The sequence below is a fragment of the Streptomyces sp. S.PNR 29 genome, from assembly GCF_030386795.1.
Taxonomy (GTDB): domain Bacteria; phylum Actinomycetota; class Actinomycetes; order Streptomycetales; family Streptomycetaceae; genus Streptomyces.
The window spans coordinates 334877-356840 of record NZ_JANUQM010000004.1 but is presented as its reverse complement, the minus strand read 5'-3'; the positions used below and the strand labels follow the sequence as shown (position 1 = coordinate 356840).

The following is a 21964-nucleotide window of genomic DNA, read 5'->3' as shown; positions in this document are numbered from 1 at the left end:
GGGATGTCGGTGCCTGGGGATACGCTGATGACCTGATCAACAGGTGTGCGGAGCCAGGAAGTCGGGAAGGCCGCAGGTGCGAGCATGGCGGGCGATCGGGGGCGGGAATGACCGTTGAGAACGGTTACGCGGACATCTTCGGGCCACAGGTGCCCCGCACCGGCGACGCGGGGCAGACGGCGACCGTCGCGCTGGCCTCGGCGGCCTACCGGGACAGCCCGATGGAGGACATCAAGAAGGCCGACAACGAATGGCACCAGACCACCGTCAAACCCGGCCGGCCCTGGGCCACCATCTTCCGGCCCAACCTGGGCGAGGCCTTCTCCCGCGCGGTGGTGGACCGCATGCTGGGCAGCGGCCGCAAGCCGCTGATCCAGTCCTTCGGCACCGAGCCGCTGGTGGTGGTGGAGCACTGCCTGGCGGCGAACCGCATCCGCCGGGAGCGTGACAACAAGCTGTCCGCCGCCATGGTGCTGTGCGGGCTGCTGTTCCTGCCGGGGCTGCTGGTCTGGCTGCTGGTCTTCCAGATCCGCACCACCGTCTCCAAGTCGGAGAACAAGCAGGCCGGCGCGCTGGGCACGACCCTGCTCGTGGCCGTCGGCGCCCTCGCCGTGATCTTCCTGATCCGCATGCCCTTCACCGGCTTCTGGGGGTGGTACGCGCGTGCGGCGGTCGTGATGCCCGTCGTCGGCTGGTTCTGGGCCAAACAGATCTGCGAGAGCACGGCGCGGGACCTCAGGGAGCGCTGGGACAGCCTGCTCTCCGGCAGCAGTGTCGGCGCCAAGGTGCCCGAGGCGGTGCCGACCGGCCCCGGTGAGACCGCGGCCGAGCAGCTGCGCCAGTCACTGGCCAAGCTCAGCGCCGAGCAGCAGTCCAACTCCGTCTTCTACGCCGGGCCCAAGGGCATACTCGGCATGGGCACGCGCTGGGGCAGCTGGCAGCTCGCCGAGGACCTGGTGCCCGCCGACCCCACCCGGGAGATCCACCCGTTCCGCAGCTGGGACGTCATCCGGTCCGTCCACGACCAGCTGCGGATGCTGGAGCGGGGCCCGCTGAACACCGGCGGCTTCCCCACACCGTCGATACGGCACTGGATCGTCACGCCGATCGGGGAGGGCGCCGCGGCGGTGTCCCGGCCGGAGGGCACGGACGTCGAGGCGTTCCAGGTCAAGCCGCACGCCATACAGGACATCTGCAACAAGCAGCAGTTCGGCGCCGGTGACCGGCACTACCTGGGCGTCCAGTGGACGCTGTGGGACGGCCAGTTGATCATCACCATGCTGATCACGGTGACCGTGCTGCACGCGACCCTGCGGATCGAGGTGACCGGCCATGCGCTGGGTCCCGTGAACGGGCTGTTCACGACCAAGCCGGAGGCTCCGTCGAAGGAGGTCGCGAAGTCGTTCAAGCCGTGGGAGACGCGCACGGTGAAGCTGCCGCTGGTCACCACCAACGAGGTGGTGCGGCTCGCCGTCCGGGCGCCGCTGACCTGGTATCCGCCGTTGCTGAACTGGCTCGGCGGCACCATCGCCCTGCCGGAGCCGTTCGGTCTGCGGCACGCCTGGGCCGACCAGCCCTGGCGGCACCGCTTCATGGCCGACGACGCGCTGCGCGCTGCGACGCCGGTGCTGCGGGTGGTGCACGCGGCGGCGATCAAGGTGCTGGAGGAGAACGGCGTGGACACGGAGAAGTTCGGGACGCGGTCGGCGTTCCTCAGCACGGCTGTGCAGGATCCGATGCCCAAGAAGGCCGACGTCTACGACGCGTAGGCCTCCGTCGGTCGGGCGGGAGTGCGTGCGGGTGGGTCTGGAGGGCCGGTCCTGGGGGCTGCGCCCCCAGACCCCCGCTTCGGCCTGAACGGCCTCGTCCTCAAGTGCCGGACGGGCTGATCACGCTCAGCCCGTCGGCCAGGCTTCCGCCAGCATCTTCCTCGTGTCGGCCAGCAGCTGCGGCAGCACCTTCGTGTGGCCGACGACCGGCATGAAGTTCGTGTCCCCGCCCCAGCGCGGGACGATGTGCTGGTGGAGGTGGGCGGCGATGCCGGCGCCGGCGACCGTGCCCTGGTTCATGCCGATGTTGAAGCCGTGGGCGCCGGAGGCGGCGCGCAGGGCCGTCATCGCCTGCTTGGTCAGCGCGGCGAGTTCGGCGGTCTCCGCCTCGTCGAGGTCGGTGTAGTCGGCGACGTGGCGGTACGGCACGGTCATCAGGTGGCCGCCGGTGTACGGATACAGGTTGAGCACCGCGAAGACCAGCTCGCCGCGCTTGACGATCAGTCCGTCCTCGTCGGACTTGGCCGGGATGGAGCAGAAGGGGCACCCGTCGTCGGCCCCCGGGCCGGTCGGCTTGTTCTCGCCCTGGATGTAGGCCATCCGGTGGGGTGTCCACAGGCGCTGGAACGCGTCCTGCGTCCCCACTCCCAACTGCTGCTCCGGCTCACTCGTCATGCGTGCAGCATATGGCGTCCGGCCAGGGCAAGGAGAAAGGCCCCCGGAACTGCCGGGGGCCTTCTGGGGGGCGTCCGCTCAGACCTGCGCCCGCTCCTCGACGACCTTGAGGATCTTCGCGATGGCCTCGTCGACGGGGATGCCGTTCTCCTGGGAGCCGTCGCGGTAGCGGAAGGAGACGGCGCCGTTCGCCATGTCCTCGTCGCCCGCGATGACCATGAAGGGCACCTTCTGCTTCTGGGCGTTGCGGATCTTCTTCTGCATGCGGTCGGAGGAGGAGTCGACCTCGACCCGCAGACCGGCCGCCCGGGCCTTGTCGGCGAATTGCTGCAGGTACGGCACGTGCGCGTCACCGATCGGGATGCCCAGCGCCTGGACGGGGGCCAGCCAGGCGGGGAAGGCGCCCGCGTAGTGCTCCAGCAGCACGCCGAAGAACCGCTCGATGGAGCCGAACAGCGCCCGGTGGATCATGACGGGCTGCTGGCGGGAGCCGTCCGCCGCGGTGTACTCCAGGCCGAACCGCTTGGGCTGGTTGAAGTCGACCTGGATCGTCGACATCTGCCAGGACCGGCCGATGGCGTCCTTGGCCTGGACGGAGATCTTCGGGCCGTAGTAGGCGGCACCGCCCGGGTCCGGGACCAGCGGCAGGTCCTGCTTCTCGGCGGCCTGCCGGAGGGCCTCGGTGGCCTCCTCCCAGTCCTCGTCCGAGCCGATGAACTTGTCGGAGTCGTCGCGGGTGGACAGCTCCAGCTCGAACTCGTGCAGGCCGTAGTCGCGCAGCAGGTCGAGGACGAAGGTCAGGAGCGTGTCGAGCTCCTGCGGCATCTGCTCCTTGGTGCAGTAGATGTGCGAGTCGTCCTGGGTGAAGCCGCGCGAACGGGTCAGCCCGTGCACCACGCCCGACTTCTCGTACCGGTACACCGTCCCGAACTCGAAGAGACGCAGCGGCAGTTCGCGGTAGGAACGGCCGCGCGACTTGAAGATCAGGTTGTGCATCGGGCAGTTCATCGCCTTGAGGCGGTAGTTCTGCTCGTCGAACTGGATGGGCGGGAACATGCCGTCCGCGTAGTGCGGCAGGTGCCCGGAGATCTCGAAGAGGTGCTCCTTCGAGATGTGCGGGGTGTTCACGAACTCGTAGCCGGAGACCTCGTGCTGCCTGCGCGAGTAGTCCTCCATGACCTTGCGGATGACGCCGCCCTTGGGGTGGAACACCGCGAGGCCGGGACCCAGCTCGTCGGGGAAGGAGAACAGGTCCAGCTCGGCGCCGAGCTTGCGGTGGTCGCGCTTCTCGGCCTCGACCAGGAAGTCGAGGTAGGCCTTCAGCTCGTCCTTGGACGGCCAGGCGGTGCCGTAGATGCGCTGGAGCTGCGGGTTCTTCTCGCTGCCGCGCCAGTACGCGGCGGCCGAGCGCATCAGCTTGAAGGCGGGGATGGTGCGGGTGGTCGGCAGGTGCGGACCCCGGCACAGGTCCTTCCAGCACAGCTCGCCGGTCTTGGCGTCGAGGTTGTCGTAGATGGTCAGCTCACCGCCGCCCACCTCGGCGTCGGCGCCGTCGGCGGCCTGCGCGGCGTTGCCCTTGAGGCCGATGAGCTCCAGCTTGTAGGGCTCCTCCGCCAGCTCCTCGCGGGCGGCCTCGTCGGTGGTGACGCGACGGGAGAAGCGCTGGCCCCGCTTCTGGATCTCCTGCATCTTCTTCTCGATGCGCTTGAGGTCCTCGGGGGTGAACGGCTCCTTGACGTCGAAGTCGTAGTAGAAGCCGTCCTTGACGGGCGGGCCGATGCCGAGCTTGGCCTCGGGGAAGAGCTCCTGCACGGCCTGCGCCATGACGTGCGCCGTGGAGTGGCGCAGGATGTTCAGGCCGTCCTCGGAGGAGATCTCGACGCCCTCGACGGTCTCGCCGTCCTTGAGCTCGTGGCTGAGGTCCTTGAGCTCGCCGCCCACGCGCGCCGCGATGATCGAGCGCTCGCCGGCGAAGAGCTCGGCGGCCGTAGTGCCCGTCGTCACCACGCGTTCTTCCCGCTCGGAATCGCGTTGGATGATCACACGGACGTCTGACACCGGTCTCTCCTGACTGAAGGTGGGTGCGGCGCCATACCGGAGCGCGCGCATGACTAAGGATCGTACCGACCCGGGACCACCCTCTGCGAAATCAGTCCCCTCCGCAGGCCTCCTCGAAGAAGGCCGTGATCTCGGCGGTCTCCTGGAGCGACTTCATCAGCCGGTCCCGCTCGGCGTCGTCGACCTGCACGGGCACGACCTCCGAAGCCTCGGTGAGCCTGCGGAAGCCGCCCCGGCTCTCCAGCCGTCCCCGCACCCGCACCGGCAGCCCGACCAGGTGCGCGTGCCCGGCGATGCGGTAGGCCTCCTCGTCCAGGCTGAGGCGTACATGCGGCACCTCGGCCCCGGCGAGCACCCGCAGCCGTACGGTGCCCGCGCCGCCCGGGCCCGATCTGCGCATCCGTACCACCGTGCCCGTGATCCGCACCGGCACGGAGGGCTCGGCCCGCAGGTACCGGGCCCCGGCCTCGCGCAGGACGGGCAGGTCACCGGGCGAGAACTCGACGGGCTCGGCCAAGGCCGCGCAGCCCTCGGGGACTCCGGCCGCGGGGGCCCACTCCACGGCGATCCGGGCGCCCTCGGTGCCGCGGACGAGGGCGACGAGGGCCTCGGTGAGCTCATGACTGACGCCCGCCTCGACGGCTGTGTCGAAGGCGTCCGTGCCACCGGTGGCCCGCTGGTAGTCGATGGCCTCGCGGGCGGCGTACAGGGCCTGGTGGAGGCGTACGGCGAGCGGGCGCCCGTCGGCGACCGGCAGGAACGCGGTCAGCCGGCGTCCGCCGGGGGCGGGCCCGACCAGGGCGTTCTCCAGCATCGCGGCGGCGGAGCGGCGGTGCCGGGCACCGTAGTAGCCCGCACGCGCGCGGGTGGCGAGGGCCGAGGCGAGCAGCATCCGGCGGGCGGCGGTGCGCAACTGCTCCTCGACCGGCCAGGGCGCGGCACCGGCCGGTCCGGTGGGGACGTCCCGCCACCAGCGGATCTCGTCGCTGGGTACGGCCAGGGCGACCAGCACCTCGCGCGCGGAGGGCGTGCCGCTGCGGGACAGGGCGAGAAGCGCCTCGCCGAGCAGGTCGTCGCTGTCGGGGAAGGCACGGCTCTCGGGCACCAGCAGGCTCATGCCGCGCCCGCCCGGTCCGGGCGGGGTCCAGCGGCCGTAGCGTCCGGGGGCGCCGCCGCGGCGCTGCCAGCCGTGCCGGTGCAGCAGGGCACCGAGGACGGCCGGGTCGACGTCGCCAGGTGCGGGCGGACTGCCGTTCCAGGCCTCCACCGGGTGTGGTCGCACGGGTTCCTCGGTCGGGCGGTGCGTCACGGTCTGCCTCCCGTCCCGACCCGCCCCATGATCTCGCACAGGGCCCGGTCGTCGAAGATGCGTGAGGTCGGTATCCGCACGGTGGTCCGGCGCCGGCCCGTGACGGGGTGCCCGGCGAGGTTGGTCCAGTAGCAGCAGTGCCTCAGGTCGAGCCGGTCGTGGCCGGCGCGCAGCCAGTCGTCCTGGGAGCGCGGCACGAGCATCACGACCAGGATCTTGTGCACCGACACGGGGGTGCGGGCGAGCTTCGCCAGGTGCTCGTTGTCGAGCGTGAAGGAGAAGAAGCGGCCCGGGGGGTTCGGCGGGACCTGGTACGTCGCTTTGAGCTGCACCTTGATGGTGACCTCGTCGTCGACGGTGTGCCCGGGCGCGCTGTGGCTGACGTGCCAGTCGATGCCGTTGTCCGGGAACGGCTGGGACAGCGAGCAGCCCGCGGCCGCCGCGACGGCGTGCAGATAGCCCACCTGCAGGGTCTCCATGCAGGCAGTGGTGTGGAGAGTACCGCGAGAGGGTGCCGTGCACTCGGGCAGCAGCCCGCCCCGTTCGGGCTGCGCCATAGCCATGACCAACAGCCTTCCAGAACCGGTGATTCCGCGCTGCGGGCCCCTGAACTGGAAAGACCCGTACTCCTGTTGTGTCCTTCCGGCGTACGGCGCAAACAGCCCGGGTATCACCGAAACGGGCAGCGGACGGGGCGTCAACTGCCGAGGGCGAACGAGGGGTTGTGTTGGTATGACGTACTGGTACGAAGGGCCCCTGGCCGCGTTCGACACGGAGACCACGGGTGTGGACGTCGAGACGGACCGGATCGTGTCGGCCGCCGTCGTCGTCCAGGACGCTCCGGGCGTCCGGCCCCGGGTGACCCGGTGGCTGGTGCACCCGGGCGTGCCGGTGCCCGCCGCGGCGACGGCGGTGCACGGGCTGACGGAGGAACATCTGCAGCGCAACGGCCGCTGGCCGGCGCCGGTGATGTACGAGATAGCGGAGACGCTGGCCGAGCAGGCCGCCGCCGGGCGTCCGGTGGTGGTGATGAACGCGCCGTTCGATCTCACGCTGCTGGACCGCGAGTTGAGGCGCCATCGTGCCTCGTCCCTGAGCCGCTGGTTCGAGGCGACGCCGCTGCACGTCCTCGACCCACGGGTGCTCGACAAGCATCTGGACCGCTACCGCAAGGGCCGCCGCACCCTCACCGACCTGTGCGCGCACTACGGCGTCCAGCTGGAGGCCGCCCACGACGCGGCGGCCGACGCGCTGGCCGCGCTGAACGTCGTACGCGCGGTGGGCCGCCGTTTCGCGTCCCGGCTGGAGCGCCTGTCCCCCGGCGAGCTGCACACCCTGCAGGCGGTGTGGCACGCGGCACAGGCGCGGGGGCTGCAGTCGTGGTTCGCGCTGCAGGGCACCGAGGAGGCGGTGGACCCGGCGTGGCCGCTGCGGCCGGACCTGCCGGCGGCGGCCTGACGCCGTGTGCGCCGGGAGTCACCAGGAGCCTCCGCCGCCGCCTCCCTCTCCGCCGCCGACGTCTCCTCCACCACCGCCGCCACCGCCGCCCCCGCCACCGCCGCTGCTGGAGGCCGGGGCGGCGCTGGAGTGCACGGTGTGGACGAGCAGGCCCACGGCCAGGGCGGGGGTGATCCGGGAGGTCAGGGTCGAGGGGCGTCCGGGGGCCACGGTCGAGTCGGCGATCGCCTTCTCCCAGGCGTGGGCCACGCCCAGGGCCACCGCCCAGGCCGTGTACAGCTCCATCCGTTCCTCGTCGAAGGCCTCGTCCGCCTGGAGCGGGGACGGGTCGACGAGGTAGCGCCGGAACGCCTCCACCTGAAGCCAGAGGGCGGCGCCCCGAGGGCTGCGGGTCTGCAACTCCCAGGAGCGCAGCCGCAGCGCGAAGCCGGCCGCCACGGCGATCAGGCCCACCGCGAGGATCGGCCAGCCGACCGCGTTCCGGCCTCCGCCGATCCAGGCTCCGACGGCCGAGACGACGAAGCCCAGCAGGGTGGCGGTGGTGCCGATGGTCCGCCCGAGGCGGGCGCGTTCCGCGGCGGCCGCGTCCCACAGGCCGCTGTCGGCCTGCCACTGTTCCAGTCGGCGGGAGAGGCTTTCCCAGGCGGACCTGAACTGCGGGTCGTACCAGCCCAGGGTGACCTTGTCGCGCCCGGAGAAGATGCTGCCGAGGACGACCCTCGCGTCCGGGTCCTCCGGGGCATCGACGGGGTTCCGGCGTTTGAGGGTGGGATGCTGGTCGGTCCCTTTGATGGTGATGTGCCCGTCGACGGCCGCCCCCAGCAGCCAGGCCACCTTGTGTCGGTGTTCGACGCGTTCGGAGAGGAGGATTCCGCCCTGGGCCGGGGTCAGTCCCTCCGGGGGCACGGGGGACGGGGTGAGTGAGGCGGCGAGCCGGTCGAGGTCGACGCGCCGGGTCCTGCCGGGCGTTGCGTCCGGGCCGTCCTCGGCGATCCGGTCGCGGCCGAGGAAGCGCAGCAGCTGGACCGTCGCAAGGGCGCAGGCCAGGGCGAAGGCGAAGGCGAGCAGGCCCACCCACAGCGGGTGCTGCATGGTCGAGCCGACTGCTTTGCCCGTGGGCGGCTCGGGCAGTGCGGGCTCCGTGCCGGTCAGCTTCGGGCCACGGGAGGCGTACAGGGTGATGCCCTCCCGTCCCTTGAGCTTGTCGAGCCCGACGACGAGGTGGCCGGGCTCGGTCTTCTCCGCGGTGCAGCCGTCCTCGGAACCGTTGGTGCCCTGCGCACAGCGCGTGCCGGTGAGGTCGTAGGGCGCCACGACGTGGATCTCGACGTCGGAGCGGTCGACCCGCCATCCCGTGCCGACGGCGTCCCAGGCCAGCTTGCCGTTCTTCACGACGTCCGTGAGCGTGTACTGGATGCGGTACCGGTGCACTCCGGTGACGGAGCGGTCGGGGTCGCCCACCTTGATACGGGTGGCGATCTCCCTCCGGCCGTCCGGCTCCTCGTAGCGCTCGCCGATGTCGAGTTCCCAGGGGACCCGGTGGCCGTCCATGGTGGCGACGGCCTCGGCTCTGTCCGCGTCGTAGGGGAGGTCCGGCAGATCGCGGTAGATGCCGTGCCGGGTCTGGTCGGGGTATCCGAAGTCGTAGTCGATGACCTCGGTGATCCGGACACTGCCGTCCGCGGCGACCTCGGCGCCCACCCACATCGTGTTGACGCGCTCCACGTTCCCGCTCACTCGGGCGAGCGCGACGAGACCACCGAGCAGGAGCACCAGGAAGAAGATCTTGGTCGGGGTGAAACTCCTGCGTCCCGCGGTCAGCGGCCCGATCGGCCTCGCCCTCTTGCCTTTTGCCGTACTCAAGGAAGGTCCCCCCTGCCTCCATGAAGATCGGCAGCGTATACCGGCCGCGGGCGAACAAAAAGAGCCGGTCCGCGTGATGCGGACCGGCTCCTTGCCGGTGGGCGATACTGGGTTCGAACCAGTGACCTCTTCGGTGTGAACGAAGCGCTCTCCCACTGAGCTAATCGCCCAGCAACGGACTGAACAATACAGGTCCCCGCGCGTTTCCTTCAAACCGCTTGCAGGTACGCGGCCAGCCCCCGCCGCCCGGCGCGCATCATCAGCCGGTGGTTGACGCGGAAGAGCGGCCGCCCGGGTATGGCGAGCATCCTGAGCAGCGACTTGTTGACGTCGACGGCCTGCTCGTAGCGGGCGAAGGTGCCGGCGCCCTTGGGGGTGACGGTCCAGCGGGCCCAGCCGTCGATGTCCCCGGACATCGAGATCTCCAGCACCCCCGCGTCCCGTCGTGTCTCCCGCGCGGTGAAGGTCATGTCGTACGGCAGGAGTGAGCGGATGCGGATGACGCCGGTGGTGTCGTCGAGCCTGGTCACTTCGCGCACCTGGCGCCACCAGCGGGGGTAGTCCTCGGCGCGCTCCAGCGCGTCGTACACGGTGGCGGGCGGTGCGGGCAGGGCCCACAGGCTGCGGAAGCGGTAGTGCGTCCAGTCCATGGGGAGCGCCTGCCCGTATCCGGGCGGTGGATGAGTACGTTCTGAGTACCCGCACTCATGCCGGACGACGTGGCCAGGGCCACACTCCGGGGCATGACGCACACCCCGCCTCCGGCCGAGGAGCTGCGGCTCATCGACGCCGAACTGCGGCGACTCGACCTCCGCCGGGCCCAGTTGCTGGCCCGCCGCGGCCGGCTGGTCGCCGCCCTGTACCCGGCGCCGCCGGCCCCCGCCGCGCCCCCGCGCCCGGAGACCAGCGCCCCGCGCGTCCAGAACGTGCTGCTCGTGCTCGGCGGTGTCCTGCTCGCCATCGCGGCGACGGCGTTCACGCTGGTCAGCTGGGGGCACCTGGGGATCGCCGGGCGGGCCCTGGTGCTCGGGGCGGTCACGGCGGCGGCGCTCGCCGTGCCGGTGCCGTTGCTGAGGCGGGGCCTCAGGTCGACGGCCGAGTCGGTGGCGGGCCTGGGACTCGCGCTGACGGTGCTGGACGCGTACGCGCTGCACGAGGTGGCCTTCCCGGGGGCGGACGGCACGGGGTACGCGGCGATCGCGACAGCTGTGCTGGCGGGGCTGTGGGCGGCGTACAGCCGTGCCCTGCCCGGTGCGGCCGCGCTGCGGCTGCCGCTGCCCGCCGCGCTGGCCGTCGCCCAACTCCCGCTGCTGCTCTGGAGCCTCGCGGCCACCGCCGTTCCGTACGGGGTCACGACCGCGCTGCTGGTGACGGCCGGGTGCGACACGGTACTGGCGCTCCGGGCGACCGGAGGACCGGTACGTGCCGTCGCCGCCGTCGGTGCCTACGGCCTCGGCGCCTGCGGCATATCAGCGGCCGGCCGGCTGTCGTGGACGGCCGCCGGCCCGAGCGCCGCCGCCCGTGCGGCGGCGCTCCTCCTCCTGGCGGCGGCGATCATCCTGGGGGCCGCCTGGCAGCGGCAGGGCAAGAAGCTCTCGCTCTGCCTGGCCCTGGCCTCGGGGCTCCTCGCCGTCGCCGCTCTCGGCGGCGTCGCACGCCCCGCCCTGCCGGACGCGTGGACGGTCCCCGCCCATCTCGCCTGCGGCATCGCTCTGTTGGCGGCCGTACGGGTGGGAGGCGTGCCGGAGACGGTGCGGCACGGCCTCGCGTGGGCGTCCGGTGCCGTCCAGGCGCTGGCCGTCCTGTGGGCGCTGCCCGTCGTCGCCGTCACGCTGCTGGGGCCGTTCGGCCGGGTTACGGGAGTGTGGGCCGGGGCTCCCTCCGACGCCCGCGAGGCGGTGACCGTCGTGGTGCCCTGGCCACCGCAGGCGGCAACAGCTGTTCCCCTCGTCCTGGTGGCGGTCGCCGCCGTGCTCTTCCTGGCGGTGAAGGACGGGACCTGGAGGGCACCGAGCGGTGCGCTGGTCCTCACGTGGGCCGCGGCATTCACCCTCCCGCCCGTCCTGCAACTCCCCTACGTCGCAGGCCTCCTGTGCCAGGGAGCCACGACGGCCGCAGCCCTGGTGGCAGCCGCGTACGTCCGGCGGACCCCGCCCGCGCGCCTCACCGCCACCGTCCTCGCACTCGCCGGTTCCCTCCCTCTCGCCCTGCTCTCCCTCACCGCACAGACCGCGACCCTGACCGTGCTGTCCGCCCTGACCGCGCTGTTCGCCGCGTCCTCCGGAATAAAGTCACTCTCCCCTCTCACGGCCCCGGCCGCCCTCGCGTACGCCACCGCACTGGCCTGCGCGACGGGCGCCGCCGCGGGCCGGCAGCCGCAGCACACCGCGCTGCTCGTCCTCGCCGTACCCGTGGCCGCGGCCCTGCTCGCGCTCCGCCTCCGCGGCACGACGAGGGTGGCCGTCGAGGTGACGGGAGCCGTCGCCGGACTGGTCGCCGTCGGGCTGGCCGTCAGCGACCCGCCGATGCTCGCGCTCGTCCTCGCGCTGTGCGGAGTGATCACCGCGGGCACGGCGGTCCGCTCCGACCGCCGCCCCGCCGGATACGCGGCCACCGCGCTGTTCGTCCTGGCCACCTGGGTGCGGCTGGCGTCCTGGGACGTCGGCACGCCCGAGGCGTACACGCTCCCGGTCACCGTCCCGGCCCTGCTCGTCGGCGCCCTGCGCAGGCGCCGCGACCCGCGGGCGTCGTCCTGGACGGCGTACGGCCCCGGCCTCGCCGCCACCTTCGTGCCGAGCCTCGCCGCGGCCTGGACCGACTCGCACTGGCAGCGCCCGCTGCTGCTGGGTGCGACAGCACTGCTGGTCACCCTGCTCGGGGCCCGGCATCATCTCGGGGCGCCGCTGGTGCTGGGCGGGGCGGTGCTCGCGCTCGACGCGCTGCACGAGCTCGCCCCCTACCTCGTCCAGGTCGCGGGGGCACTCCCCCGCTGGGCGCCTCCCGCCCTCGCCGGACTGCTGCTGCTCGCCCTCGGGGCGACGTACGAGCAGCGGATCCGGGACGTCCGGCGGTGGCGGGAGGTCCTGGGGAGGATGAACTGACCCCCGGCTACGGCATCTTGTCGCCCAGCAGCGCCAGGTTCTCGATGGCGGCGAGGCCGTACAGCGCGGTGTCGTTGGTGGACACCCAGGTGGCCTCGCTGCCCGGCACGAGCGCGACCGGGCCGCTCAGCTTCTCCGTCCTCCAGGGCGCCGACTCCTTGTAGCCGTCGGAGTTGTAGAACTTCTCCCACGCCCGCTTGGCCAGCTTCTCGTCGCCGGTCTTGACGGCGGCGTACGCGTCGAGGCGCGAGTGGCCCTGGAAGAGCAGCAGGCTGCCGAAGTCGGAGCCGTAGCGCGCCTTCTGCTCGGCCTTGGTGGCGTTGAAGTAGCGGCAGTAGTCGAAGTACGCCTCGTTGAACTTCGGCATGTCGACCAGGTCGATGAGCTCGGCGCACAGCTCGTTGAGGCCGAACACGGCCGACAGGTGGGAGACGCTCACCACGGGCTTGTCCGCGACGGCGAACCTGCCGGTGTCCAGGTCGTACAGACCGCTGCCCTGCACGAAGCCGTTGGGCTGGGCGGCGATGCCCTCCATCGTCGACAGCACACGCGCCTTGGCCTTCTCCCACTTGGGACCCTTGCGTTCCCACTCCGTCAGCCAGGCCGACACCAGGCCGCTCCAGTCGGTGCCGAAGCCGATCGACAGGGCGTGCCGGTCGGGGGTGTAGGGATCGGTGCGCACCTTGCGCAGCGGGTCGAGGACGAGGAACGTCTCGTCGGAGTCGACGTTGGCGTGCATGAGGTCGCCGACGCGTTCGTCAGCGGTGAGGAAGTAGTAGTAGCGCCGGTAGGTGGTGTTGGCGATGCGCTGCTGCTTGGCGCTGTCGGCGAAGTGCTGCACACCGTGCCGGGTGCCGAGGCCCGCCCATTCGCCCAGGTGGTAGACGTCGACCTCGCCGGTGTGCCGGGTCATCGCCTCGGCGAAGCGGAAGATGTCCGCGCGGCCGGAGCGCAGGTACGCGAACCACAGCCACAGGTCCGGCGACAGCTCGGAGTTGTCCCAGGCGTAGCCGCCGATGTCGTACCGCCACTGGTGCCGGAACGTGTCGTAGGTGTGCATGATGTCGCCGTAGTCCCAGAAGCCGTACCAGCGGCGCTGCTCCACCTGGTCCTTGTAGTAGGTGAAGAGGAAGTCGAGGTGGTCCTCGATCTTCGCCTTGGCCGGGGTGGAGCGGTCGGGCTCGGAGTACAGGCCCGGGCCGAAGACCTTGGCCTTGATGAGCTGCTTGGGCGGGGCGGCGAGCTGCGGCAGCACGCGGACCGCCTCGACCTGCTGGGCGAGCGTCTCGGCACCGGGGGTGGAGTCGTTGGCCCAGAACAGCAGTTCCGAGGTGCGGGCGATGCCGTAGGGGGTGCCGAACTTCGGCTCGTAGTCCTCATAGGTGATGTTGAGGCCTTCGAGCTGTTCGGCGTAGGTGTCCTGGCCCATGCCGTCGTGGTAGAAGCGCATGTCCATGGGCTGCGCCTCGGGCGACCAGAGCCAGAGGGTGACCTCGGCTTCGGACGTGTGGGCGTTCCGGATGTCCAGCTGGGCGGGGAACTTCTCCCAGAAGTCCCGCAGGCCGAACGAGAAGCCGCCGCTCGCGCCGCCGACGTAGCCGAATCCGGAGGCACGGCGTCCGCCGCCGGCGGCGATCCAGCCGTACCCCTTCTTCGTGCGCTTGCGCAGGGTGAAGCCGTCGGCGGAGAGCTGGGAGAGGGTGTAGTCGCCCCACTCGGGGATGTACTGCAGCCGGGTCGTCACCCGCTGGTCCCAGGTGGAGGGGTCGGGCAGCTTCCTGCCCTCGAACTGGGCCGCCTGCACGGCCGCGCCCGGGTCCCGGCGCAGGCCGGTGATGCCCTTGACGGCCTCCCGGAGCAGGCCGGTGCCCTCGCCGCCGAGCCGGATGTGCCGGTCGTAGGCCTGGTCCCGCATCGGCACGGTGAAGCGGACGCCGAGGCCGCGGATGAAGTCACCGCTCGCCTTGCCGCGCTCCTGCTTCCCGTCGTAGGTGATGGTGTGCACCATGCGGAAGGAGTCGGCGCCCGCGTAGAAGTACAGGCGGATGGAGAACGGCAGCCAGGTGCGGTCGCCCTTGCGGTGCTTGCCGTCGATGCGGACGACGGCCCGGACCGGTCCCTCCTGTTCGACCTCGACCTTGGAGATGGCCCCCTCGAAGCGCTCGGTCTTCACCGTGCCCTGGTCGCCGTCCTCGAACTCCGGCTGACGGATCAGCACGAGCCGTCCGTTCTTGGCGATCTCGGTGGAGCCGCGGGTGACCGACTTGATGATCGTGGCGCCGGACTTGCCGATCCGCGCGCTGATGACGCCGGTCGAGATGTCGATCGTGCCGCCGCTCTTGTCGACGGTGACCTTCTTGGCGGGGGCGGCCGGCGCGCCGGCGGTGAGGGTGAGCTTGCCGGAGCCCGAACTGACGGCGTGGGCGGTCCACTTCAGCGACCCGTCCGGCCAGTACGCGATCGGCCACGACTGCACGGGTACGGCCGTGCCGTCCGCGTCCGTCAGCGCGAACTCCTGGTCTTCCCGGTACACGCCCTTCGGCCAGGGCACGCCGACGGTGGAGCCGGGGGCGGCGCCGAGGCCGCCGTCCTCCAGCCAGGACAGGGTCACGGGATCGGCGTCGGCGGGCTCGGCTCTGGGCGCTGCCTGCGCGTCCTGCGCCCCTAGCGCCCAGCTGAACTGGGCGGCGGCTCCGGCGACGGCGGCCGCCTTGAGGAGGGACCTGCGGGGGATGGGGGACATGGCCTTTCCTTCCGTGCGGGGGCAAGGGGGTGGTCAAGGGCATGACAGAGAGAGGTACGGCGCCTCGGACGCCGGCCTTGTACGAGGGCACCGCCCGTCAGCGGTGCCGGTACCGCTCCTCCACGGCGACGGCCGCCGCCGCGACGGCCCCGAGGACGGGGACCGCCAGCGGGGTGACGAACCATGCGGACAGGGCCACGACGGCGAGTCCGCAGACGATGAGGAAGGACCCGGCGGGGTCCAGGACGGTCCGGCGGCCCGCCGCGGCGAGCAGCGCGCGCCAGCGGGCGTCCGGAGTCCAGACCGCCGCGGCACGCAGCCCGGCCACGGCGAGCCCGATCAGCGCGAACAGGCCGACGGCCCCGACGAGCGTCCCGCCGGGGATCCCGGCTCTCGCGGCCTGGACGTCCACCCAGACCGCGGCCACCGCGGCCCACCCGGCCAGACCGGCCGGCCATCCGCCGCGCACCGCCGTACGGAAGTCCGTGACGAACTCCCGCCAGCCGCCGCCCTGGTGCGCGGTCCGCCGGCGCAGATGCCGCGCGCCGGCGGCGAAGGCGGCCGGGTAGGTGACCACGCCGAGTGAGGCCACGGCGATCCAGACGCCGGTGAGCAGGCATTCGGCGAAAACCGCGAAGCGTTCGCCGAACACGGATTCCTTGCGTGCCTTCACGCGCGCTTGCGCCAAGGTCACCGCCTCACTTCAGTCCGGAGGTCGCCATGCCGTCGATGAGGTAGCGCTGGAAGGCCATGAAGAAGGCGATGACCGGCACCAGCGCCACCAGCGACATCGCGATCATGCTGCCGTAGTTGGAGATGCCCTCCTGGTCGCGGAACATCATCAGGCCGAGCGAAACGGTGTAATTCTCGGGGGTGTTGAGGTAGATCAACGGCCCCATGAAGTCGTTCCAGGCGTTGATGAAGGTGAAGATGGCGCTGGTGATGACGGCGGGGCGGCTCAGCGGCAGCACGATGGACCAGTAGGTCCTCAAGTGCCCACAGCCATCGAGCTTGGCGGCCTCGTCCAGCTCGCGCGGCAGCCCGCGCATGAACTGGACCATCAGGAAGACGAAGAACGCCTCCGTCGCCAGGAACTTGCCCGCCACGAGCGGCACCAGCGTGTCGGTGAGCTCCAGCTTGCGGAACATCACGTACTGCGGGATGAGCAGGACGTGATACGGCAGCAACAGCGTGCCGATCATCAGCGTGAACAGCAGGTTCCGCCCGGCGAACCGGATCTTGGCGAAGGCGTAGGCGGTCAGCGAGCTGGACACCACGACACCGACCACGGCGAGGACCGCGTACAGCAGCGAGTTCACGAAGAAGCTGCTGATGGAGATGCCGGAGATGCCGTCGGCGAGCCCCGAGAAGTTCGCCCAGACCGGCTTGGCGGGCAGCAGGTCGAGGCTGGCGATGATGTCCTTGCTCGGCTTGAACGAGGCACCGACCACCCAGATCACGGGATACAGGACGACCGCGAGGACGACGAGCGCGCCCACGTGCCAGGCGATCGATCCGATGCGCCGCCGCTCGTTCGCGGTGCGCACGGCAGGGCTGGTGGCGGTGGTCACTTGGCGGCCTCCTCGTAGTGCACCCATTTCTTCTGCGACCAGAACAGGACCGCCGTGACGAGCGCCACCGCGACCACCAGCGTCCAGGCCATCGCGGAGGCGAAGCCCATCTGGGCCTCCTTGAAGCCCTTCTGGTACAGGTAACAGGTGTAGACGAGCGTGGCGTCGGCGGGCCCGCACCGGGTGTCGGAGACGACATACGCGGAACCGAACACCTGGAACGCGTGGATGGACTCCAGCAGCACGTTGAAGAACAGCACCGGGGAGATCATCGGCAGCGTGATGTTCCAGAACCTGCGGAGGGGACCCGCTCCGTCCATCTCGGCGGCCTCGTACAGCTCCCGCGGCACCTGCTTGAGGCCGGCCAGGAAGATGACCATCGGGGCACCGAACTGCCAGATGCTCAGGGCCACCAGAGCGTAGATGACGTAGTCCGGGTTGCCGATCCAGCCCCCCACGTCGAGACCGAAGATCTTCTGTGTACGGTCCACGATCGCGTCGTCCGAGAACAGCGCCCGCCACACGAAACCCACGGAGACGCTGGCGCCGATGAGCGAGGGCATGTAGAACGCGGCCCGGTACAGCCCCTGCCCGCGCCGGCTCTGCGCGAGCAGCAGCGCGACGCCCAGCGCGAGCAGCAGCTTCAGTGGTGTGGCCACGACGACGTACTTCAGCGTGACCTGGACCGACTTCTGCCAGCGCGGGTCCTGGAACATGGTCGTGAAATTGTCGAGCCCCACCCACTGGGGCGGCGTGAACAGGTTGTAACTGGTGAACGCGTAGTACAGCGACGCGATCATCGGTCCCGCTGTGAGCAGCAGGAACCCCGCGATCCACGGCGACATGAACAGATAGCCGGCGAGGTTCTCGCGGCGCCGCCCGCGCCGCCCGGCGAGGGGAGCGGAGGACCGCTTCCCCGCCGGGCGCGCGGGCGCTTCCTTGACGAGCGTCATGGTGGTACGTCCCCTCAGCCCGCGAACGCGGCCTTGGCCTCGCTGAACAGCTTCTTGGCGGCGTCGGCGGGCTTGGTCTTGCCCTGGGCGACCTCGCCGCCGATCCGCAGGAACGCCGCCTCGATGACGTCGGCGCCGGACGGGTGCGGGGTGATCTTCCCCAGGACTCCCGCCTTGGCGACCTCCTCCTCGTACGCCTTGACGCCCTTGTTGGTGTCGTCGGTGGGCGTGAACGCGTCGTACTGCTCGGTGGTGGCGAGGATGCCGCGGTCGTAGCCCATGATCTTGCCGACCTCGGGGTCGTGGACCATGAAGTCGATGAACTGGGCGACTTCCTTGGGGTGCTTGGTCCCGGAGAAGGCGCTGAGCATCAGCGAGCCGAGGTACTGGCCGGTGTCCTTGCCGTTCGTGGTGGGGATCGGCGCGAGTCCGTAGTCCGACTCGCCCTCGCCCTCGTAGCGGATGGAGAAGTTGTCCCAGGTGAACTCGGAGGCGGCGAGCCCAGCCGAGAGGGCGGACTTGGGCTTGACCTGCTCGACCTTCTTCGGGTCGGCGACGAGCCCGGACTTCACACGCTTGTAGCCGTCCTCCCACCACTGCGTGAGATCGTCCTCGGTGAAGCCGAGGTCGGAGTCGGTGAAGAAGGCCTTGCCGTTCTGCCGCAGGTACAGGTCGTAGAGGTACATGATGCTGAAGTAGCCGGTGTCACCGGCGATCTTCAGCTTGTCCTGGATGGTCTGCAGCGCGTCGAAGTACTCGTCCCAGGTCCAGCCGAACTGCGCCTCCACGCCCGCCTTCTTGAAGGCCTTGAGGTCGATGACGAGCGCCATGGTGTTGGCACCGACGGGTACGCCGAGTTGCTTGCCGTCGGCCTGGCCGGCCGTCAGAACGCCGTTGCGGAAGTTCTCCAGTCTCAGATTCCCCGCGTCCGCCTGCGTCTTGAGATCCATAAGGACACCACGCTTGTCGTACTTACGCAGGAAGCCGACAGCATTCTGGAAAACGTCCGGCGGATTTCCGCCGGAGGCCTGGGTCTGGAACCTCTCCCAGAACGCCTCGTAGTCGGTGAATTCAGGCTTGATCTTGATCTTCGGGTACTTCTTCTCGAAGAGCGCGATCGTCTTCTTGATGGCGATCGTGCGCGGCTCGCCGCCCCACCACGCGTAACGGAGGGTCACCGTTCCGTCGCCGGAACCGCCACTATCGCCGCCACACCCGGTCGTCGCGGCAAGCCCGAGCGTGGCCGCCGCGGCCCCGGCCGCCTTCAGAACCGTACGCCTCTCAACATTCCTGCCGGTTCCCACCGTTGGCCCCTCCCCGCAGCGTCGCAGCGGCTGCATGAATCGTTTCAAGTAAGCGCTTGCTGGCACAAGGTACGGAGGGGCTGAGGGTGCGTCAATGATTCAGACAAGAATTTCTTACCGAGCAGCCCTGCAACTGGGCGCCGCGGGGAGGCGGGCCCAGGGGCCGGGTGGCGTGACGCCGCAGGTGAGGCGCCGTCCGGTCGGCGGACCGAACGGGGCTCAGCGGATCACACGAACCTCGCGAGGGACTGAAAGACGACGGCGCCGTGGGTCTCGCGCGGCGAGCCGTCGGAACAGTGCGGCGGGTGCTTCGGGGCGAACCCTCGGAACAGCGCGGCGGGTCCCTCAGGGCGAACCCTCGGAATGGCGCGGCGGGTTCTTCTGGTCGCACTGTCGGATGGGCGAGCGCGCCCGCAGGCGCATCGTCGGCCGGCGAACGGGTTCCCGGGGGCTCGCTGCCGGAAGTGGGATATCCGCCCTCCCCCGGCGCAGGACATCCGTCCTCGTCGGGCAACCGCGCGATGCAGACGACGGCGGCCCGCCTGCGATGTCGCAGGCGGGCCGCCGTTTCCGGGTGGGCGATACTGGGTTCGAACCAGTGACCTCTTCGGTGTGAACGAAGCGCTCTCCCACTGAGCTAATCGCCCGGGTGCAGGAAGAACATTACCCGATGTCAGGGGGTGCCTGTGACCAGCGCGGGCCGGGCTCCCGTCACTGGTCCTTGATCTTCCAGGGCATGACGATGCCGAACTTCCACACGTAGATGCCGACGAGTACGCCCACGATCACGAGGCCGATCGACGTCAGGATGATGTTGCGGCGGCGGACCTTGGGATCGAGGGCACGCTGGGCCGCCTCGGTGACCTTGCGCTTGGTCCAGCGCAACACCAGCTGGGCCCAGACGAACTCGGTCGCCCAGATCGCCATGCCGCCGAAGATCACCACCCAGCCGGGTCCGGGCAGCGGGAGCATGATGATGCCGGCGACCACCACGGCGAGGCCGACGATGAAGATCCCGACCTGCCAGCTCAGGTGCAGCATGCGGCGCGCCTTGATGAATTCCGGCGCCCTGGAACCCAGCTCCCGTTCGCCCTGCGTCTCGTCCGTCCTCGTCTCGTCGGATGCCACGGCTACCTCGCCCGGCTCGTTACTCCCCGTATTCATACGGCCAAACCCTACCCGAGGGAAACGAGTCACCGGAATGGCCGCACATCGACAACGATCTCTCGGCCGGAAGAGTTACGTAAAGGCACCCAAAACACTCAGAGGGGTTTACAACGGCACCGTAGGTGGCATGTCGATTTCGCCGACGTGCGAATCCCCGAGCGCACACTGAGCGAAAGGCCCTGGCGCTTATGAACACCACGGTCAGCTGCGAGCTGCACCTGCGCCTCGTTGTGTCGAGCGAGTCCTCCCTGCCTGTCCCCGCAGGCCTGCGGTACGACACGGCCGACCCCTACGCCGTGCACGCCACCTTCCACACCGGAGCCGAGGAGACCGTCGAGTGGGTGTTCGCCCGCGACCTCCTCGCCGAGGGGCTTCACCGTCCCACGGGAACCGGCGACGTCCGTGTCTGGCCGTCGCGCAGCCATGGTCAGGGCGTCGTGTGCATCGCCCTGAGCTCCCCGGAGGGGGAGGCCCTGCTTGAGGCCCCGGCAAGGGCCCTGGAGTCCTTCCTGAAGCGGACCGACGCCGCCGTGCCTCCCGGCACGGAGCACCGGCACTTCGATCTCGATCAGGAGCTCTCGCACATCCTGGCGGAAAGCTAGGTCGCAACTCCTCGCGAAGCCGCCCGGCGCCGTCGACTCGGGGTGACGGCTCGGGCTGGGACAACCGCATACGGCACACACCGGTCGCCGTCACCGTGGAGCGCTTCGCGGGGCGGCGTCGGTTGTGTGTGCTCGGTGCGCGGGAGCCGGGCTCGGGGTCGGCTGAAGGCTCGGTACTCGCTGGGTAGCCGGGGGCTGCGGCCTGCGGCTGAGGGCGGTGAGGGCGGGCGGCCCGGCGCTACGGGGGCGCCGGCCACGCGCACCCGCCCGCCCCGGCGGCATGACTGTCCAGGGCCGGTTCCGGGGACGCGGACGCGGGTGGCCGGGGTGCGGAATCGACGGGCGGTTCCGCCCAGGACACGACCACCCGACACCGCACCACCGAACCCAGCACACCACCACCCGACACCGCACCACCGAACCCAGCACACCACCACCCGACACCGCACCGAGGCACCACCCACCACCAAACCGCAACACCACCCACCACCGCGCCGGCCAACCCCGCCGGCAGCGATGCGCACTCGCCGCACCACGCCGACTGTCGAACCCGGCCCGATCGATCCGCCCCCCGGGTCTCGCCGCCGCGAACGGGCGGCGCTGGGCTGCCGCTCGGTGGCTTCCGCAGGGGCCGCGCCTGCGGCCTGGTGGTCGCGGTGCGGTGTGGCCGTGGGAACCCGCGTGGTGGTCGTCGCGTTGTATCGGCAAGTGTGGGCGGAGGTCGGGCCGAGGCCGGTGCCGTTGTTGTGGAAGCCGTTACCATCGGCCAGCATCGGCGGGCGCCCGCCCGGACCCCAGGCCAGGGAGCGAAACGTGCTGATCACCCACGACACCCGGTGCGCCCTCGACACCGTGGTGGATCTGGTGAACACCGCACCGGAGGAGACGACGCCGGAGGGACTGCCGGATGTCGCGACCCTTGAGGCGTTCGTACGAAAGCACGAAGTGAGCGACGTCGGGCACCTCTCGGAGTTCGACCTCTCGGCGGTGCGCAAGGTGCGCGGGCGGTTCGCCGCGGTCTTCGCGGCCCCCGACGCCCGTACCGCCGCCGGGCTGATCAACGAACTGGTCGCCGCGGCAGGCACCACCCCCCGCCTCACGGACCACGACGGCTACGACTGGCACGTGCACTACTTCGCGCCCGGCGCCTCCGTCGCCGATCACCTGGCGGCCGACTGCGGGATGGCGCTGGCGTTCTTCGTGGTAGCCGGGGAGCAGGAGCGACTGCGACGCTGCGAGGCTCCCGACTGCCGGCGGGCCTTCGTCGACCTCTCCCGCAACCGCTCACGGCGGTACTGCGACAGCCGCACGTGCGGCAACCGCCTGCATGTGGCCGCGTACCGGGCGCGGCGCAAGGAGGCGGCGGGCTGACGTCGGTCCCGGCCACAGCG

At 70.7% G+C, this 21964-nt stretch carries 17 protein-coding genes and 2 tRNA genes; 5 read left to right on the top strand and 14 right to left on the bottom strand.

Going from position 1 to position 21964, the window contains the following annotated elements; all coding sequences use genetic code 11:
* Positions 1 to 107 precede the first annotated feature (107 nt).
* Positions 108 to 1769 carry a hypothetical protein gene (locus tag NW895_RS14115; RefSeq protein ID WP_289935834.1) on the top strand — a complete coding sequence of 554 codons (1662 nt, stop codon included), beginning with the start codon at positions 108 to 110 and terminating at the stop codon, positions 1767 to 1769.
* 126 nt (positions 1770 to 1895) lie between these two features.
* On the opposite strand, the gene NW895_RS14110 is transcribed toward NW895_RS14115, so the two are convergent.
* From NW895_RS14110 to NW895_RS14095, 4 genes are all read right to left on the bottom strand, one after another.
* Positions 1896 to 2444, bottom strand: a complete 549-nt coding sequence (locus NW895_RS14110; protein WP_289935833.1) for an HIT domain-containing protein — start codon at positions 2442 to 2444, stop codon at positions 1896 to 1898.
* A 78-nt stretch (positions 2445 to 2522) separates the two neighbouring features.
* Positions 2523 to 4502: a threonine--tRNA ligase gene (gene thrS, locus NW895_RS14105; protein WP_289935832.1), complete on the bottom strand. Its 1980-nt coding sequence runs from the start codon at positions 4500 to 4502 to the stop codon at positions 2523 to 2525.
* Positions 4503 to 4593: 91 nt separating this feature from the next.
* Positions 4594 to 5811, bottom strand: a complete 1218-nt coding sequence (locus NW895_RS14100; protein WP_289935830.1) for a hypothetical protein — start codon at positions 5809 to 5811, stop codon at positions 4594 to 4596.
* Entirely contained in the window at positions 5808 to 6374 is a 567-nt protein-coding gene (locus NW895_RS14095) for a DUF4365 domain-containing protein (RefSeq protein ID WP_289935829.1), read from the bottom strand. The genes NW895_RS14100 and NW895_RS14095 overlap by 4 nt, the downstream gene beginning before the upstream one ends.
* Before the next feature lie 169 nt (positions 6375 to 6543).
* Between NW895_RS14095 and NW895_RS14090 the strand changes: the two genes are divergently transcribed.
* Positions 6544 to 7269, top strand: a complete 726-nt coding sequence (locus NW895_RS14090; RefSeq protein ID WP_289935828.1) for a 3'-5' exonuclease — start codon at positions 6544 to 6546, stop codon at positions 7267 to 7269.
* 18 nt (positions 7270 to 7287) lie between these two features.
* Here NW895_RS14090 and NW895_RS14085 read toward each other — a convergent pair whose 3' ends face one another.
* From NW895_RS14085 to NW895_RS14075, 3 genes are all read right to left on the bottom strand, one after another.
* Entirely contained in the window at positions 7288 to 9132 is a 1845-nt protein-coding gene (locus tag NW895_RS14085) for a DUF2207 domain-containing protein (protein WP_289935827.1), read from the bottom strand.
* 98 nt (positions 9133 to 9230) lie between these two features.
* A tRNA-Val gene (locus NW895_RS14080) sits at positions 9231 to 9302 on the bottom strand.
* A gap of 39 nt (positions 9303 to 9341) precedes the next feature.
* A complete protein-coding gene (locus NW895_RS14075) occupies positions 9342 to 9782 on the bottom strand; it encodes an SRPBCC family protein (protein WP_289935826.1) in 441 nt (146 codons plus the stop codon).
* A 93-nt stretch (positions 9783 to 9875) separates the two neighbouring features.
* Between NW895_RS14075 and NW895_RS14070 the strand changes: the two genes are divergently transcribed.
* Entirely contained in the window at positions 9876 to 12233 is a 2358-nt protein-coding gene (locus tag NW895_RS14070) for a hypothetical protein (protein ID WP_289935825.1), read from the top strand.
* A gap of 7 nt (positions 12234 to 12240) precedes the next feature.
* Here NW895_RS14070 and NW895_RS14065 read toward each other — a convergent pair whose 3' ends face one another.
* The 7 genes from NW895_RS14065 to NW895_RS14035 form a co-directional block, all read right to left on the bottom strand.
* On the bottom strand, positions 12241 to 14976 hold the full coding sequence (locus tag NW895_RS14065; protein ID WP_289935824.1) for a Tat pathway signal sequence domain protein: 2736 nt from the start codon (positions 14974 to 14976) through the stop codon (positions 12241 to 12243).
* Positions 14977 to 15073: 97 nt separating this feature from the next.
* Positions 15074 to 15664: a hypothetical protein gene (locus tag NW895_RS14060; protein WP_289936018.1), complete on the bottom strand. Its 591-nt coding sequence runs from the start codon at positions 15662 to 15664 to the stop codon at positions 15074 to 15076.
* Positions 15665 to 15674: 10 nt separating this feature from the next.
* On the bottom strand, positions 15675 to 16547 hold the full coding sequence (locus tag NW895_RS14055) for a carbohydrate ABC transporter permease (protein WP_289935823.1): 873 nt from the start codon (positions 16545 to 16547) through the stop codon (positions 15675 to 15677).
* Positions 16544 to 17500, bottom strand: coding sequence for a sugar ABC transporter permease (locus NW895_RS14050; RefSeq protein ID WP_289935822.1), 957 nt, complete (start codon positions 17498 to 17500; stop codon positions 16544 to 16546). Before NW895_RS14050 ends, NW895_RS14055 begins: the two co-directional genes overlap by 4 nt.
* 14 nt (positions 17501 to 17514) lie before the next feature.
* Positions 17515 to 18804: an extracellular solute-binding protein gene (locus NW895_RS14045; RefSeq protein WP_289935821.1), complete on the bottom strand. Its 1290-nt coding sequence runs from the start codon at positions 18802 to 18804 to the stop codon at positions 17515 to 17517.
* A 575-nt stretch (positions 18805 to 19379) separates the two neighbouring features.
* A tRNA-Val gene (locus tag NW895_RS14040) sits at positions 19380 to 19451 on the bottom strand.
* Between the two features lie 64 nt (positions 19452 to 19515).
* Positions 19516 to 19968, bottom strand: coding sequence for a TIGR02611 family protein (locus NW895_RS14035; RefSeq protein ID WP_289935820.1), 453 nt, complete (start codon positions 19966 to 19968; stop codon positions 19516 to 19518).
* Positions 19969 to 20159: 191 nt separating this feature from the next.
* Between NW895_RS14035 and NW895_RS14030 the strand changes: the two genes are divergently transcribed.
* Both NW895_RS14030 and NW895_RS14025 read left to right on the top strand, forming a co-directional pair.
* Positions 20160 to 20573: an SsgA family sporulation/cell division regulator gene (locus NW895_RS14030; RefSeq protein WP_004002642.1), complete on the top strand. Its 414-nt coding sequence runs from the start codon at positions 20160 to 20162 to the stop codon at positions 20571 to 20573.
* Between the two features lie 813 nt (positions 20574 to 21386).
* Entirely contained in the window at positions 21387 to 21944 is a 558-nt protein-coding gene (locus NW895_RS14025) for a CGNR zinc finger domain-containing protein (RefSeq protein ID WP_289935819.1), read from the top strand.
* Positions 21945 to 21964 lie beyond the last annotated feature (20 nt).

Excerpts from the sequence above, each read along its gene's own strand:
- NW895_RS14030 (WP_004002642.1), top strand. The coding sequence starts at position 20,160 with ATGAACACCACGGTCAGCTGCGAGCTGCACCTGCGCCTCGTTGTGTCG.
- NW895_RS14110 (WP_289935833.1), bottom strand. The coding sequence starts at position 2,444 with ATGACGAGTGAGCCGGAGCAGCAGTTGGGAGTGGGGACGCAGGACGCG.
- NW895_RS14075 (WP_289935826.1), bottom strand. The coding sequence starts at position 9,782 with ATGGACTGGACGCACTACCGCTTCCGCAGCCTGTGGGCCCTGCCCGCA.
- NW895_RS14050 (WP_289935822.1), bottom strand. The coding sequence starts at position 17,500 with ATGACGCTCGTCAAGGAAGCGCCCGCGCGCCCGGCGGGGAAGCGGTCC.
- NW895_RS14070 (WP_289935825.1), top strand. The coding sequence starts at position 9,876 with ATGACGCACACCCCGCCTCCGGCCGAGGAGCTGCGGCTCATCGACGCC.
- NW895_RS14035 (WP_289935820.1), bottom strand. The coding sequence starts at position 19,968 with ATGAATACGGGGAGTAACGAGCCGGGCGAGGTAGCCGTGGCATCCGAC.
- NW895_RS14095 (WP_289935829.1), bottom strand. The coding sequence starts at position 6,374 with ATGGCTATGGCGCAGCCCGAACGGGGCGGGCTGCTGCCCGAGTGCACG.
- NW895_RS14065 (WP_289935824.1), bottom strand. The coding sequence starts at position 14,976 with ATGTCCCCCATCCCCCGCAGGTCCCTCCTCAAGGCGGCCGCCGTCGCC.
- NW895_RS14090 (WP_289935828.1), top strand. The coding sequence starts at position 6,544 with ATGACGTACTGGTACGAAGGGCCCCTGGCCGCGTTCGACACGGAGACC.
- NW895_RS14115 (WP_289935834.1), top strand. The coding sequence starts at position 108 with ATGACCGTTGAGAACGGTTACGCGGACATCTTCGGGCCACAGGTGCCC.